The sequence below is a fragment of the Sulfitobacter undariae genome, assembly GCF_014196805.1.
In the GTDB taxonomy this organism is placed as follows: Bacteria; Pseudomonadota; Alphaproteobacteria; order Rhodobacterales; family Rhodobacteraceae; genus Sulfitobacter; species Sulfitobacter undariae.
In genome coordinates this window covers 159,126-174,941 of sequence record NZ_JACIEI010000004.1, presented here as the reverse complement: position 1 = coordinate 174,941, position 15,816 = coordinate 159,126, and the positions used below count along the sequence as shown (strand labels likewise).

Here is a 15,816-nt window from a genome sequence, read left to right as displayed (position 1 = left end):
GCCCGCTTAGTAGCGGTAATGCTCGGGTTTGAACGGACCTTCGGGTGTGACGCCAATATAAGCTGCCTGCTCGGGGTTCAGTTTGGACAGCTTCACGCCAATACGATCGAGGTGCAGACGCGCTACTTTCTCGTCCAGATGCTTGGGCAGGATATAGACTTCGTTTTTGTAATGCTCACCGCGTGTCCACAGTTCGATCTGTGCCAAAACTTGGTTGGTGAAAGACGCGGACATCACAAATGACGGGTGACCCGTTGCGTTGCCAAGGTTCAACAAACGGCCCTCAGACAGCAAAATCAAGCGGCTGCCAGAAGGCATCTCGATCATGTCTACCTGCTCTTTGATGTTGGTCCACTTGTGGTTCTTCAGCGCGGCAACCTGAATTTCATTGTCGAAGTGACCAATATTGCCGACAATCGCCATGTCTTTCATTTCGCGCATGTGTTCGATGCGGATCACGTCTTTGTTGCCTGTGGTGGTGATAAAGATGTCAGCAGTCGCAACCACATCTTCGACCAGCACAACTTCAAAGCCGTCCATCGCCGCTTGCAGCGCGCAAATCGGGTCGACTTCGGTGACTTTCACACGTGCACCAGCGCCTTGCAGCGATGCAGCACAGCCTTTGCCAACGTCACCGTAGCCCAGAACAACAGCAACTTTGCCGGCCATCATCGTGTCAGTGGCGCGGCGGATACCGTCCACCAGAGATTCCTTACAGCCGTATTTATTGTCGAACTTGGACTTGGTCACACTGTCGTTCACATTGATCGCAGGGAAAGGCAGCTGGCCGTTTTTGAACAGGTCATAAAGGCGGTGCACACCTGTTGTTGTCTCCTCGGAGACGCCAACAATTTGCTCGCGCATTTTGGTGAACCAACCGGGGCTGGCCGCCAGACGCTTTTTGATTTGAGCAAACACGGCAACTTCTTCTTCCGAAGTGGGTACTTCGATCAGATCCGTTTCACCGTTTTCAACACGGGCACCCAGCAGGATGTACAGCGTGGCATCGCCACCATCATCCAAGATCAGGTTAGGGCCTTCGGGGAACTGGAATGATTTATCCAGATAATCCCAATGCTCTTCCAAAGACTGACCTTTGATCGCGAACACAGGCGTACCGCCCGCAGCAATGGCCGCGGCAGCGTGGTCTTGGGTCGAGAAAATGTTGCAAGACGCCCAGCGCACATCTGCGCCCAGTGCCACCAGTGTTTCAATCAAAACGGCAGTCTGGATCGTCATGTGAAGCGAGCCGACAATACGCGCGCCGCTCAATGGTTTAGCCTCGCCAAATTCTGTGCGTAGCGCCATCAGCCCCGGCATTTCAGTTTCTGCGATATCCAGCTCTTTACGGCCAAAATCGGCAAGATTGATGTCTTTTACGATATAGTCATTGGCCATGAGGCGCTCCTTCATATCTTGTTAGAGCGGCCATAGCACTGTGCAGTTTTTTTCGCAATCAGCCGTCTGTGCGGGCATCAAGCGTGGCAAGCACCTGCTCGGCGTCCATGCCAGCGGTCCAATTGCCGCCTTGGCCCTCTACGCAAGAAATACCACCAGACAGGGAACGGACCAAGGTCCACGATCCTGTGGCATCGGAGACCCAAAGACGGGTGTTATCAGGGGACGGACCAGCCACGGGTTGCTCGCCGTACCATTCAATCAATGATGATTGCATTTCACCGGCGTCCATGCAGACACCTTGGGCGGCGGCAGATGTGGCCATCACGGCCACAGTGGCGATTGCAGTTAATGCGGTTTTCATTGTTATCTCCTTGTTGAGGAAATAACTGTGCAGCACACACTTTGGTTCCCTGAATGGGTTATGGACCCGCTGAAACAGATAAAACGAGGACGCAAATATGGCGCAGCAGCCCCGTGCATGGCAACGTATGCTATCAGGTCGCAGGCTTGACCTGCTGGACCCCACTCCGGTGGACATCGAGATAGAAGACATCGCCCACGGCCTCGCTTTTGTGGCGCGGTGGAATGGCCAAACCAAAGGTGATTTTGCCTATTCCGTTGCTGAACATTCCCTGCTGGTCGAAACCATCTTTCGGCGTATCGCCCCCAAAGCACCAGCCAAATGGTGTCTGGCCGCGTTGCTGCATGATGCGCCTGAATACGTGATCGGCGATATGATTTCCCCCGTCAAAGCCGCCATCGGCCCCAGCTATGGCGTGCTGGATGAACGGCTGGAAGCAGCTGTACACATTCGCTTTGGTCTGCCTGCCAAAGTACCCGCCGCGGTCAAAAAGCAGATAAAAAAGGCCGACCACGTCAGCGCGTGGATGGAAGCAGTTCAGATTGCCGGCTTTGAAATGGCGGAGGCAGACCGATTTTTTGGAAAACCTGACCCAGCACTAAAAGAGGGGCTGACCATCACCCTACGCCCACCTGTTGAGGTCCGCACAGATTTTACAGCCCGCTATGAGCAACTTTTGAAGGAAATGCCATGATCCAAGTCAGAACCGCCGTGCCGTTTGATGCCGCCTCTATGGCCAAGCTGTTGAACGAGATCATCGAAATCGGGGGCACCACAGCCATGGTGCGGCCCGTCACGCGCAACGACATCGCAGAGTGGATGGCAACCGATGCGGAGCGTTCAGCGTGGCACGTGGCAGTAGACAGTGACGAGACCGTGATCGGGTTTCAGTGGATATCTCCGCATCCCAATTTACCGCCAGAAGCCTGCGACATCGCCAGCTTTGTGCAAGTCGGGCGTGCGGGGCTTGGCATCGGTTCTGCCTTGTTCACGGCCAATGCAGAGGCCGCCAAGGCGCTGGGCTATGTCTGGATCAACGCAACAATCCGCGCCGATAATGAGGGCGGGTTGACGTATTATCAAAGCCGCGGCTTCCGCGACTGGACGGTTGATACAAATGTCGAGCTGCCCAATGGTATGATCGTAGACAAAATCAGCAAACGCTACGACGTTTAGCGCGGGCTACGTTTGGCCAATATCCGCTGCAAGGTGCGGCGGTGCATGTTCAGGCGGCGCGCTGTCTCAGAAACATTGCGATCGCACAGCTCATAGACCCGCTGGATATGCTCCCAACGCACGCGATCTGCGCTCATCGGGTTTTCTGGCGGGGGCGGTAGATCATCGCCTTTGGCCAGCAGCGCGTTTGTGATGTCAGTGGCATCGGCAGGTTTGGACAAGTAATCTGTCGCGCCGATTTTCACCGCAGCCACTGCCGTGGCAATCGCGCCATAGCCTGTCAGCACAACAACCCGTGCATCGGGACGTTTTTCACGCAGGATTTCAACAACGTCCAAACCGTTGCCGTCCTCTAGCCGTAGATCACAAACCGCATAGGCAGGGGGCCGCGCCCGTGCAATAGCCGAGCCTGCCGCAACAGAATCCGACATTTCGACTTCGAAACCACGTTTTTCCATCGCCTTGGCAAGACGGCGTAAAAACGGCTCATCGTCATCCATCAACAGCAGTGTCTTGTCAGGGCCTATATCGTCTAGTTCAATTTGTGGCATGGTGGATTACCTTATTGAAAGCAGGTGCAATCAGTTTAACCAAAATACGCGCCGTGAACACCCGCCATCAGATTTGATCAACAAAACAGCCGATTTTATCTGCCATATCCTCGGCTGATACTTCGCGGCGGAAGAATTCAACAAATCCGTTTTCCGGTGTGACAAGGTAGCTGAATGTCGTGTGATCGACGAGGTATTCACCATCCACAGGCGGGTTAGTTTTGTAATAGGTACGGTAGGCTTTGCTTGCCACTGCGATCTGTTCATCCGATCCGGTCAGCCCGATCATACGCGGGTGCATGTTTGCAGCATATTCGCGGACGATATCAACGGTGTCACGGGCAGGGTCGATGGTGATAAAAACAGGGGTGACAGATTGGCCGCGCTCTTCCAGAATTTCGACGGCTCTGGCGTTGCGGTCTACGTCCATCGGGCAGATGTCAGGGCAAGATGTATAGCCAAAGTAAATCAGCGAAGGCTCGGTGATCACATCTTCGTTTGTCACAGTTTCTCCCGCACCATTTATCAAAGTAAACGGCCCTCCCAGATCGCCAGCAACGGCACCTGCGCCACATTGCGCAAATTGGTTTTCGCCCTTGCCATTCAGGCCAAACATGCTGCCAGAAGAAAGCACCAGCATTGAAATTAATCCTGCTGCGGCAACGAGAACTGCGATAAGTGCGGCTTTGCGGGTCATAAACGCTCCTGTCGGCGCAGCGACATTGCGCGCCCTTGCTGGTGAATTGCGGCACAAGTACTCTAGGGGCATAGCAATGCAAGTCACATTTTAGCGGGGCGCCAAGATGACGCAGCAATCCATCCTATCACTAGGAGAACGCAAACGGGCCAATTGGATCAGGCTTCGCACCATGATCTTGCTGCGTTGGGTGGCGATTGCGGGGCAGGTCACGGCGGTGACGCTCACGCCATTTGTCTTTGGATTGCAGCTTGAACTGGGCTGGTGCTATTTTGCAATTGGTGTTTCGGTGATCGGCAACCTCGTGGCTGCCTTTGTATTTCCTGAAAACACCCGCCTGACGGAACGCCAGAACGTATCGATGATCATCTTTGATCTGCTGCAACTGAGCAGCCTGTTGTTTCTGACGGGCGGATTGAACAACCCCTTCACATTGTTACTTCTTGGCCCCGTGACGATATCCGCCACAGCGCTGAGTGCGCGTTCGACTGTGTTGTTGTGCGCCGTGGCCATTGCCAGCGTTTCGTTTCTGGCGTTCTTTCACCTGCCGCTTCGTACACAGGGCGGCGATGTTTTGGAAATTCCGCAGTTGTTCATCTTTGGTCAGTGGACTGCCATAATCATCGCCGTGCTCTTTTCTTCGAGCTATTCGCGCCGCGTCACTTCGGAAATCCACTTGATGTCAGATGCGTTGGCCGCAACACAAATGGCCCTTGCCCGCGAACAAAAGCTCACTGATCTGGGCGGGGTCGTCGCTGCGGCTGCGCATGAACTAGGGACACCTTTGGCCACCATCAAACTTGCAAGCGCGGAGTTGGTTCATGAACTACGCGATCAACCGGATTTATGTGAAGACGCTGAATTGATTGTGCAGCAAACCAACAGGTGCCGTGACATTCTGCGCAATATGGGGCGCGCTGGTAAAGACGACCTGCATATGCGGCGGGCTCCCTTAATCACCATTCTGGAAACCGCAGCAGAGCCGCATATGGAACGCGGGAAAAAAGTACTGATCGACCTTGAGGGGGGTGATGAAATAATGGGGGCACAGCCAACAATTTTACGCATGCCCGAAATTATTCATGGGCTGCGTAACCTCGTTCAAAATGCGGTAGATTTCGCAGAAACTACGGTCTGGGTCGAAGCGCATTGGACTGACAAAACAATCACATTGCGCATTCTGGATGACGGCAAAGGGTTTGCTACACATCTTCTGGGCCGTCTGGGCGATCCTTTTATGGGGCGGCGCAGGCCCTATAAATCAGATGCCACACGCCCAGAGTACGAAGGCATGGGCTTGGGCCTGTTTATTGCGAAAACATTGTTGGAGCGGTCTGGTGCCGTCCTTAAATTTGCCAACGGCGTAGAAGACACAAATGACCCGCGAAACCATATTGGAGCCGTCATTGAGGTACATTGGCCGCGCAGTAAAATCGACGCGCTGAGCGGGGAAAACCCGATCACACTGGGCGACAATATCCAGTTTTCGGAAACCTGAGCCCTCCTCGACTTAAATGTTAACCCTTTGTTAAGCATAATCATCAGAGAATAAGGCATGTTCAGCTTCCAAGCGAGGTAAAGCCTTTGCATTTTGCGATTCTGACAATTGCTGTTGTCATTCCAACCATTGCAGTTTGCGTTTGGTGGGTGTTCCGAATTGGGCCCAAACACTTTCATCACACGGCTTACGACCTGCCTGTGATCTTGTTCAAAAACGGTACGCTAGAATATGCAAGCGATGCTGCACTTGCCAAATTTCCGATCACAATCGGTGCACATAACTGGCACGATCTTTATGAAATACTGCGGCCTCAATACCCCGACTTTCCAAAAGAAATCCCCTCAAGCCAAAATGGCAGAGCCGTTGTTCACTGCGCACAAGGCAAGGGATCACACAAAGCAACTCTTCAGATTGAATGGCGAAACGATGGCGCTTCCCTGACCTTTTTTACAGCGGATACCTCATCAACATCCCACGACGACGCGAAAGGGCATGAGCTACTCCGCCAGATTGGCAAAAGCCTGCCGCACCCGTCATGGAAAACTGATCATTCTGGCGCAGTGATCTGGCGCAATGACGCGTATCGCACCCTCGAATTTCAATTAAAGAAGGCAGATCAAGACAGCGCTGGCCCTGTTTTTGACCTCCCCCCCCCAACGCCTGGTGTGAATACTTATCGCGTGCAGTTCCAACCCACTGCAGCAAATACAACAGAGTGGTTCGACGTCATGCTCAGCCCGGTCGATGGTGGCACAATTTACCATGCGACATCACGCACAGCGTTAATCAGGGCAGAAGAAGCGCAGCGAGACTTTGTGCAAACGCTGGCAAAAACATTTGCGCATCTGTCTATTGGCCTCGCTATTTTCAATAGGGACCGCCAGCTGGCACTTTTCAATCCCGCTCTGACCGACCTAACAGGCCTTTCCGTTTCATTTCTCAGCCCACGACCTACTATTGATACGTTCTTTGACGCGCTTCGGGAAAATCGCCGGATGCCAGAGCCAAAAAACTATAAAACATGGCGTCAGCGCATGGCGGATCTGATAAGCGCGGCAGAAGTCGGCAAATTTGAAGAGGTCTGGTCACTAGAGAGCGGCCAAACCTATAACGTAAAAGGCAGGCCACATCCCGATGGCGCCATTGCGTTTTTGATTGAAGACATCAGTGCGGAAATATCTCTTGCCAGAAATTTCCGTGCCGAACTTGAACTGAACCAGAACCTTGTTGATACCTTCGAAGATGCGCTTGCGGTATTTTCACAATCGGGTCAGCTGACCTTTTCGAACAAAGCCTATGACCAACTATGGAGCACCCCTGGCGAAAGCACTGTGGCTGGCACAAGTATCATAGACACAGTTAAGGTCTGGCGGCAAAAGTCTGCACACAATCCTTTGTGGCAGAATTTACAGGACTCGGTTGCACATGGACAGGACCGACGGGAGTGGTCGATGCAGGTGTCACCCAACGATCGTCCCCCGATGTTGTGCAAGGTGGTCCCCATCGCATCCGGTGCCACAGTCGTCAGGTTTTCTATTGACACGGCCGCCGTTCACAATTGAACAACGGCAGCTGATAACGGCTCTTTCCAGCACCGCGCAGGACCGCTAGTTTGACCGCATGAAAATCTCCGCCTCCCTACACTCTCCCGATCAAACTGCTGATCTTGCGCGCCGTCTTGGGGCCGTTCTGACAGCGGGTGACACTGTTTTGCTGACAGGTGATGTGGGCGCGGGGAAAACCCATTTTGCACGCGCATTGATCCAATCCTTATTGGCTGTGCAAGAGGACGTGCCTTCGCCCACATTCACGCTGGTACAAATCTATGACGCCTCATCGGGTGATGAAATCTGGCATGCCGATCTCTACCGTCTTGCTGATCCGTCAGAGACCGAAGAACTGGGTCTGACAGAAGCAATGGAAAATGCGATCTGCCTGATAGAATGGCCTGACCGTCTTGGGGTGTTACGCCCCCAAGATGCGCTGGACATCACCCTTACTGCAACCGATGCTGAAAACCACCGCACCCTGAACGCCACATGGTCGGCTTCCCGCTGGGATGCCACATTAACTGACTGGATCCCATGACAGACCGCGCATTTCTTTTGACCGCCTTCATCCAAAACAACGGTTGGGCAGACGCCACCCGTGTCACAATCGCGGGCGATGCTTCCAACCGTAGATACGAACGGCTGACTGCCCTTGACGGCAGCACCGTAATCTTGATGGACGCGCCAGCCGACAAAGGCGAAGACGTGCGCCCGTTTATCGCCATTGCAGAACACCTGCGCGGGATCGGCCTCAGCGCGCCTCAGATTTTGCACCGTGATGTGGCAAACGGCTTTCTTCTGATAGAAGACTTGGGCGACGATTTGTTCAAACAGGTCATCGCGCGTGATCCTGCGCTGGAACTGCCGCTTTACGAGGCTTCGGTTGATGTGCTGACAACCTTGCATGCTGCGCCGATGCCGCACCTTGCGCCCTATGACACCACGACGATGACCCAATTCGCAGCGCGTGCTTATGAATATTATCTATTTGGCCTAACAGGTGCGAAAAACACGCCCGAACAATCTAGGTTTGAGCAGCTCATGACAGATATGCTGGCCCCGCTTGAAGCCGCGCCCCAAGTGTTGATCCAGCGTGATTACCATGCTGAAAACCTGCTGTGGTTGCCTGATCGCACGGGTGCTGCGCGTGTGGGTCTGTTGGATTTTCAAGACGCAATGTCGGGTCATGCCGCATATGATCTTGTTTCGATCTTGCAAGACGCACGGCGCGATGTGCCCCCAGCTATTGAGGCGGCGATGATTGATCGCTATTTGGCCCAAAACCCCCAAGACAATGATGCTTTCCGCACCGCATATGCGGTCCTTGGTGTGCAGCGCAATCTGCGTATTGTTGGTGCTTTTGCCAAACTCTGCATTGAGTTGGGCAAACCACGCTACATTGATTTGATCCCCCGCGTTTGGGAGTTTGTGGAACGCAATCTGGCCCATCCTGCGATGGCACCGATTGCCGATCACATCCGTACCACTTTGCCCACTCCCACGCCCGAGGGCCTTGCCCTGCTCAAATCGAAATGCGCAACATGAGCCTGCCCGTCATGCTGTTCGCTGCGGGTTTTGGCACGCGGATGAAACACCTCACAGCGGACCGCCCAAAACCGATGGTTGAGGTTGCAGGCCGTCCCCTGATTGATCATGCGATTGAATTGGCCCAAGATATCGCACCGCCTGTGATTGTGGCAAACCTGCATTACCTGCCTGACCAGTTGCAGACGCATCTTGCACCTTTGGGTGTGAAAACGATTATCGAGGCGCCTGAAATTCTGGAAACAGGCGGTGGCCTGCGCAACGCGCTGCCGCTGCTCGGCGCTGGGCCAGTGATCACCATGAACACGGATGCCATCTGGCACGGCCCAAACCCGTTGCGCCTGCTTTTGGATGCGTGGAACCCAGATCAGATGGATGCGCTTTTGATGGGTATTCCGCCCGAGCATGCGCTGGAGCACAGTGGCGCAGGGGATTTCACCCTTGCCCCTAACGGCCAACTGACACGCGGTGCAGGTGTGGTTTATGGCGGTGTCCAGATCATCAAAACAGACCTATTGGCCGAAGTTAAAGAAACTGCTTTTTCTCTCAATCTGATCTGGGATCAAATGTTGGCAAAAGGCAGACTGCATGGACTCCGCTATCCGGGTAGGTGGTGCGATGTAGGTCACCCAGGTGGCGTGACCACCGCAGAAGAATTGCTGGCATCAGATGTTTGAACCCCAAGACACACCCCGCGTTTTCGGCCTGCCCTCGGGCGTCGATTTTCCACAAGCTTTGGTTGATGGCCTGCTGCACCGTTTTGAAGGGCAACCGCCCGAAGCATTGGCCCGTGTTGAACTGATCGTAAACACCACTCGTATGGCCCGCCGCCTACGTACGATTTTTGCGCAAGGGCCAGCGCGACTGCTACCGCGTATCCGCCTGATCAGCGATCTGGAAACCCTTGCGCCCAGCGTGATCATCCCCGAAGGCGTGCCCGCCCTACGCCGAAGGCTTGAGTTGATCGGCCTGATTTCTGCTTTATTAGAGCAATCACCTGATCTTGCCTCACGGGCCTCTCTCTATGATCTGGCCGATAGCCTTGCAGGTTTGATTGACGAAATGCAGGGCGAAGGGGTCACCCCCGATGACATCGCTGATCTGGATGTGACGGATCAATCAGGCCATTGGGAACGCGCCAAAGTGTTTTTGGGGATCGTCCAGAATTACCTAACACTGACCGAAGCGATGCCCGACAAAGAAGCCCGACAAAGGGCACGTGTCAGCGGCATTGCCGCGCTCTGGGCCGAACAGCCGCCGCAGCATCCGGTCATTATTGCGGGGTCAACAGGATCACGCGGTACGATGATGATGCTCATGCAGGCAGTCTCTAAACTACCCCAAGGGGCACTGGTTCTACCCGGATTTGACTTTGATCTACCGCCCGAAGTCTGGGCTGCTTTGGATGATCCACTCATTTCCGAAGATCATCCACAATTCCGGTTTTACCGCCTGATGCAAGGGTTGGACAGCACAGCCAACGCTGTTGAAAACTGGCATGAACCCGCAGTGCCGCCTTCGCCTGCACGCAATAAACTTGTCTCGCTGTCCTTGCGCCCTGCCCCTGTCACTGATGCGTGGCGGATCGAGGGACCGCAGCTGGATCACTTGGTTGATGCCACCAAGGATATGACCTTGCTACTGGCTGAAACGCCCCGCGCCGAAGCATTGGCAATTGCCCTGCGCCTGCGACAAGCCGCCGAAGACGGGCAAACCGCAGCGCTGATCACGCCTGACCGTATGTTAGGGCGGCGGGTGACGGCGGCGCTCAGCCGTTGGGATATCCTGCCCGACGACAGCGCAGGAACGCCTCTGCACTTGTCCCCTCCGGGGCGTTTTTTACGGCATGTCGCGGCGCTGATGTCACGCAAACTGGATGCCGAAGCTCTGCTGACGTTACTGAAACACCCGCTGAGCCATAGCGCCGACGGGCGCAATTTGCACCGCTTGCACACGCAACGTTGTGAATTGGCAATACGGCGGCACGGCCTGCCATACCCCGAGCCTGACGCGTTTCGCGAGCTATGCGAAAAAGCCGTGCCAGAGGATGAAGCCATGAAGGTTTGGGCCGCATGGGTGGCGGATAGCATGATGGGCCATCTGGACCACGAAACCCGCCCCCTCACCCATTGGGTAAACCTGCATCTGGAACTGGCCGAAGCTTTGGCTGCTGGCCCCTCCGCCAACCATGCGCATGAATTGTGGCAGCACAAAGCGGGGGCAGAAGCGCGCCGCGTCATGCAAGAGCTGGAAGATGAAGCCAGCTATGGCACCGACCTGACTGCCGCTGATTACGGTGATCTGGTGGGTGCCTTGCTGTCAGCCGGTGAGGTACGTGACCGCGATGCGCCCCACGCTGGTATTATGATCTGGGGTACGCTGGAGGCCCGTGTGCAAGGCGCTGATCTGGTGATCCTTGGCGCGTTGAACGACGGTACTTGGCCCGAAGCCCCCCCGCCTGATCCGTGGCTGAACCGCAAAATGCGCAATGACGCAGGGTTGCTGCTGCCTGAACGACGTGTGGGGCTGGCTGCACATGATTATCAGCAAGCGGTCTGTGCGCCTGAAGTCTGGATCACCCGTTCCATCCGGTCAGAAGATGCCGAAACCGTGCCCTCGCGTTGGGTGAACCGTTTGGGCAATTTGATGGGCGGCCTGCCAAAGCAAGGCGGCGTTGAGGCGTGGAATGCCATGATTGCCCGAGGCGATCATTGGCTGGGTCAGGCCCGCGCATTGGAAGCTGTGGCACGTGTAGAGTCCGCTCCGCGCCCCTCGCCGCGCCCGCCTTTGGCAGCACGTCCGCGCAGCCTGTCTGTGACCGAAATCAAGACATTAATCCGCGATCCTTATGCGATCTATGCCCGCCACAGCCTGCGATTGCGGGCGCTATATCCGCTGGTGCAATCCCCCGATGCGCCGTTGCGCGGGATTGTTGTGCATGCGGTGATGGAGGATTTTGTGAAATCCGTCATAGTGGACCCCGCCAACCTCAACCGCGCCCATCTGCTCAACATCGCTCATGATACCCTGACCGAACTGGTCCCATGGCCCGCCGCTCGCACGATCTGGTTGGCGCGTCTAGCGCGGATTGCCGATTGGTTTATTGAGGCTGAGGAAACCCGCCTGGCCACTGCCGTGCCTGTCGCCTTTGAAAAAGACGCCCGTGGTACGCTGGAATTGCCCGAACTCGGCTTTACCTTGCGCGGTGTCGCCGACCGGATTGACCGAAACGCCGCAGGCGACATCCAGATTTACGACTATAAAACCGGAAATCCGCCCACCGACAAACAACAAAAGCACTTTGATAAGCAACTGTTGATCGAAGCCGCCATGGTTGAAGAAGGCGCGTTCAAAAAAGTCGGTACCGCAGTTGTTTCACGTGCAACATTTATCGGCCTTGGTAATCCCCCTGTTGAGCGTGACGCACCGCTAGAGGAAGAGCCGCCAGCCGTGGTTCTGGAAAATCTGCGCACCCTCATCGCGGCCTATCTGGACCCAGAACAAGGCTTCACCTCGCGTCGGATGATGGAAAAAGTAATCTTTGATGGCGAGTTTGACCATCTGGCGCGGTTTGGCGAATGGGATGCCTCCGATCCTGCACAGCCTGAGGATTTGACATGACTGACCTGCCCGAATGGAACGATGCAACCCGCGCCCAGATCATGGCAGCACGGCCTGACACGTCAACTTGGCTCAGCGCCAATGCGGGATCGGGCAAGACCCGGGTTTTGACAGACCGCGTGGCACGTTTGCTGTTGGATGAGGTCAAACCACAGCACATCCTTTGTCTGACCTACACCAAAGCTGCCGCCTCTGAGATGCAGAACCGTCTGTTCAAACGCCTTGGCGAATGGGCGATGATGGAAGACGACGAACTGCGTGCCGCCCTGCGTGATCTGGGAGTTCTAAAAGACATACCCGCCGCGCAACTGCGCGATGCCCGCACCCTGTTTGCCCAAGCGATCGAAACCCCCGGTGGCCTGAAAATCCAGACAATCCACTCGTTTTGTGCGTCTCTATTAAGGCGTTTTCCGCTAGAAGCAGGAGTAAGCCCTCAATTCAAAGAAATTGAAGATCGCGCCGCCGAATTGCTGCGTGCCGATATTTTGGACACCATGGCCGAAGGGCCGCAGGCGCGGCTGGTTACCGATTTGGCGGCCCATTACACGGGCGATAACTTTGGCTCGCTCACCCAAGCAATCACAGGTAAGCGCGAGCTGTTTGACATGCTGCCTGATGATCTGACTGCGCTGTTTGATCTGCCCGATGGTTTTGACATCAACGATCTGCCCCGCGATGTGATGGATCAGGCCGTTGCCCGCTGGATGCCCGAGGCGATTGGCGTTTTTGCGGCACAGAACAACAAAACCATGCCCAAATTGGCCGATGGGCTACGCGCCATCAATTTTGATGCGCCCATAATCACTGATCTGGACAAGTTGAAGGCGCTGCTGCTGACCCAAAAGATGGAGCTGCGCAAAAGTTTCCCAACCAAAGGCGCGCAGACCGATCTCGGGCCGATGCTATCGCCGTTTGAGGATTTGGCCCAACGTGCGCTAGAGGCGCATGACCTGCAAATGCGTGCCCGCAACCTGTCACGCACCCGTGCGCTGCACCGTTTTTCCAAAGTATTTATCACCCGATACGAGGCCGAAAAACAAAAACGCGGTTGGTTGGATTTCGATGATCTGATCCTGCGCGCGCGCGCCTTGTTGAATGACCCCAAAGTTGCAGCTTGGGTGCTGTACCGCATTGATGGTGGCATTGATCATATTCTGGTGGACGAGGCGCAAGACACCTCGCCGCGGCAATGGGATGTCATTGAAAAGCTGGCGGATGAATTTGCCTCTGGTGCAGGGGCGCGTGAAGAACAGACGTCGCGCACATTGTTTGTTGTGGGGGATAAAAAGCAGTCTATTTACTCGTTCCAAGGGGCTGATCCACGTGAATTCGACCTCAAACGCGTTTCATTCCAAGAAAGCCTGACAGCAGCCAAACTGGATTTCCAGAACCAGAGCCTTGATTACTCTTTCCGGTCCTCTCCCGCGATCTTGCGGGCGGTGGATCAGACCTTCAACACCCAACCCGAACCGCGCATGGACGAGGCGATGACCCATCTGGCCTTCAAAGACGCCCTGCCCGGCCGTGTTGATCTATGGCCCTTGATTGAGAAAAGCACTGATGATGACGAAGAGGCCGATTGGACCGATCCTGTGGACCGCAAAAGCGATCAGCACCACACGGTAATCCTTGCCGATCAAATCGCCGAGCAGATTAAGCATTTGATAGAGGGTGAACATTACATCCCTGATGAAGGTAAAAACCGCGAAACGATCCGCCGCCGGATCACCGCAGGCGATTTCCTGATCCTTGTGCGCGGGCGTAAAACGGGCCTGTTTTCTGAGATTATCCGCGCCTGCAAAGCGGCTGAATTGCCCATTGCTGGGGCAGATCGCTTGAAGGTTGGGGCGGAATTGGCGGTGCGTGACATCGGTGCGCTTTTGTCTTTTCTGTCCACCCCTGATGATGCTTTGTCTTTGGCAACGGCGCTACGATCACCGCTGTTTGGGTGGGACGAACAGGCGTTGTTCACGCTGGCGCATTATCGGCCTTTGAAACAAGATTTATGGCAATATCTGCGTACACAAGAAGGTAAATACCCAAAAACGATGGCTATTTTGCATGACCTGCGCAGTCAGGTGGATTTTTTGCGGCCCTACGATCTGATTGAGCGTATCCTCACTTTGCACGATGGCCGCCGCTTACTTTTGGCTCGGATGGGCACCGAGGCAGAAGACGGAATTGACGCGCTGCTGGGGCAGGCTTTGGCGTATGAGCGGACAGAAGTGCCCAGCCTCACAGGGTTTCTGGAGTGGATGCAGGCCGATGATCTGGAGATCAAACGCCAGATTGACAGCGCCTCTGACCAAATCCGCGTGATGACCGTGCATGGGGCCAAAGGGCTGGAAGCGCCAATTGTAATCATGCCCGACACAGGCACCAAAAAGAACGAAATCCGCGACGAGATTATCACGCTGGATGGTGTACCGATATGGAAACCCAATTCAGGCGATATGACCCAAGCCATCGCTGCACAAATTGACACATTGAAAGAGGCGCAAACCCAAGAAGGGCTGCGGCTGCTTTACGTCGCCATGACACGCGCAGAAAAATGGCTGATTGTTGCGGCAGCGGGTGAATTGCCCAAAGACGGCGGTAGTTGGTATCAGATGACCGAAGCTGCTTTGCACCATCTGAACGCCAAGCCGTTCAATGAAGGGCCTGTGTTTGGCATTCGCCATGAGCAAGAAGGCTGGAACGATCTACCCGTCGTTACCGTGCCTCCGAAAGAGACTGTTGTCCCTGTGTTAGAGCCTGTCTTTACCACCAATCCGCCGCCTGCCCCTGAGCGGACCGAAGTGCTGTCGCCGTCTGATCTGGGCGGTGCAAAAGCGCTGGCGGGCGAAGATGGGATGGATGAAGAAGCGGCGATGTCCTATGGTTCGCTTGTGCATATGCTGTTGGAAAACCTCGCGGCCCTCACCACCCAGCAGCGCAATGAGGCCGCCGAGCAATTGTTGCGCAATACGGACCCTGATCAGGCCGCCATGGCGCTGGCCGAAGCCTTGGGCGTTCTGGAGCATCCGGCGCTGGCCGATCTATTTACGCCCAACGCCATGGCAGAGGTGCCTGTCACCGCTGATCTGGGCCGCAAACGGATGTACGGGATTATTGACCGATTGATTATAACGGATGATCGAATACTGGCTGTTGATTTCAAAACCAACCGCACCGTGCCAGATTCGCCTGCCACCTGCCCCGAAGGTTTGCTGCGCCAGATGGGCGCCTATACCCATGCTTTGCAGGCCATTTACCCCGATCATAAAATCGACACTGCGATCTTGTGGACTCGCACCGGGGCGCTGATGCCCCTGCCCCACGATACCGTTACCGGTGCGTTACAGCGCACAGGTTACCTTGACGCAGGCAACATGCCTTCTTAGGTATCATTCAAACCCGAACCCATGGAGAGC

General features: G+C 55.2%; 13 protein-coding genes. 9 read left to right on the top strand and 4 right to left on the bottom strand.

The annotated features are described in order from the left end of the window. Nucleotides 1-6: 6 nt before the first annotated feature. Together ahcY and GGR95_RS08855 are read right to left on the bottom strand one after the other, a co-directional pair. Nucleotides 7-1,398 (bottom strand): adenosylhomocysteinase, encoded by a 1,392-nt coding sequence (gene ahcY, locus GGR95_RS08860; RefSeq protein WP_184564928.1) that lies wholly within the window; start codon nucleotides 1,396-1,398, stop codon nucleotides 7-9. A 58-nt stretch (nucleotides 1,399-1,456) separates the two neighbouring features. Next, nucleotides 1,457-1,762 (bottom strand): S-adenosyl-L-homocysteine hydrolase, encoded by a 306-nt coding sequence (locus GGR95_RS08855; protein WP_184564926.1) that lies wholly within the window; start codon nucleotides 1,760-1,762, stop codon nucleotides 1,457-1,459. 97 nt (nucleotides 1,763-1,859) lie between these two features. Between GGR95_RS08855 and GGR95_RS08850 the strand changes: the two genes are divergently transcribed. Next, nucleotides 1,860-2,456: an HD domain-containing protein gene (locus GGR95_RS08850; RefSeq protein WP_184564924.1), complete on the top strand. Its 597-nt coding sequence runs from the start codon at nucleotides 1,860-1,862 to the stop codon at nucleotides 2,454-2,456. After that, nucleotides 2,453-2,938 carry a GNAT family N-acetyltransferase gene (locus GGR95_RS08845; protein ID WP_184564922.1) on the top strand — a complete coding sequence of 162 codons (486 nt, stop codon included), beginning with the start codon at nucleotides 2,453-2,455 and terminating at the stop codon, nucleotides 2,936-2,938. Before GGR95_RS08850 ends, GGR95_RS08845 begins: the two co-directional genes overlap by 4 nt. On the opposite strand, the gene GGR95_RS08840 is transcribed toward GGR95_RS08845, so the two are convergent. Both GGR95_RS08840 and GGR95_RS08835 read right to left on the bottom strand, forming a co-directional pair. Then, entirely contained in the window at nucleotides 2,935-3,489 is a 555-nt protein-coding gene (locus tag GGR95_RS08840; protein ID WP_184564920.1) for an ActR/PrrA/RegA family redox response regulator transcription factor, read from the bottom strand. The genes GGR95_RS08845 and GGR95_RS08840 overlap by 4 nt on opposite strands. Nucleotides 3,490-3,556: 67 nt before the next feature. Continuing rightward, nucleotides 3,557-4,186 carry an SCO family protein gene (locus GGR95_RS08835; RefSeq protein ID WP_184564917.1) on the bottom strand — a complete coding sequence of 210 codons (630 nt, stop codon included), beginning with the start codon at nucleotides 4,184-4,186 and terminating at the stop codon, nucleotides 3,557-3,559. Nucleotides 4,187-4,292: 106 nt separating this feature from the next. Between GGR95_RS08835 and regB the strand changes: the two genes are divergently transcribed. The 7 genes from regB to addA all read left to right on the top strand — a co-directional run bounded on the left by regB (nucleotide 4,293) and on the right by addA (nucleotide 15,786). Then, nucleotides 4,293-5,684, top strand: a complete 1,392-nt coding sequence (gene regB, locus GGR95_RS08830) for a sensor histidine kinase RegB (RefSeq protein WP_184564915.1) — start codon at nucleotides 4,293-4,295, stop codon at nucleotides 5,682-5,684. 86 nt (nucleotides 5,685-5,770) lie between these two features. Beyond that, complete coding sequence (locus GGR95_RS08825) at nucleotides 5,771-7,249, top strand: PAS-domain containing protein (RefSeq protein ID WP_184564913.1); 1,479 nt, start codon at nucleotides 5,771-5,773, stop codon at nucleotides 7,247-7,249. Between the two features lie 58 nt (nucleotides 7,250-7,307). Continuing rightward, nucleotides 7,308-7,775 carry a tRNA (adenosine(37)-N6)-threonylcarbamoyltransferase complex ATPase subunit type 1 TsaE gene (gene tsaE, locus GGR95_RS08820; protein WP_184564911.1) on the top strand — a complete coding sequence of 156 codons (468 nt, stop codon included), beginning with the start codon at nucleotides 7,308-7,310 and terminating at the stop codon, nucleotides 7,773-7,775. Beyond that, nucleotides 7,772-8,782: an aminoglycoside phosphotransferase family protein gene (locus tag GGR95_RS08815; protein WP_184564909.1), complete on the top strand. Its 1,011-nt coding sequence runs from the start codon at nucleotides 7,772-7,774 to the stop codon at nucleotides 8,780-8,782. The genes tsaE and GGR95_RS08815 overlap by 4 nt, the downstream gene beginning before the upstream one ends. Further along, nucleotides 8,770-9,459 carry a nucleotidyltransferase family protein gene (locus tag GGR95_RS08810; RefSeq protein WP_425506388.1) on the top strand — a complete coding sequence of 230 codons (690 nt, stop codon included), beginning with the start codon at nucleotides 8,770-8,772 and terminating at the stop codon, nucleotides 9,457-9,459. The genes GGR95_RS08815 and GGR95_RS08810 overlap by 13 nt, the downstream gene beginning before the upstream one ends. Then, nucleotides 9,452-12,403 carry a double-strand break repair protein AddB gene (gene addB, locus GGR95_RS08805; RefSeq protein WP_184564904.1) on the top strand — a complete coding sequence of 984 codons (2,952 nt, stop codon included), beginning with the start codon at nucleotides 9,452-9,454 and terminating at the stop codon, nucleotides 12,401-12,403. Before GGR95_RS08810 ends, addB begins: the two co-directional genes overlap by 8 nt. Continuing rightward, a complete protein-coding gene (gene addA, locus GGR95_RS08800; RefSeq protein ID WP_184564902.1) occupies nucleotides 12,400-15,786 on the top strand; it encodes a double-strand break repair helicase AddA in 3,387 nt (1,128 codons plus the stop codon). Before addB ends, addA begins: the two co-directional genes overlap by 4 nt. Nucleotides 15,787-15,816 lie beyond the last annotated feature (30 nt).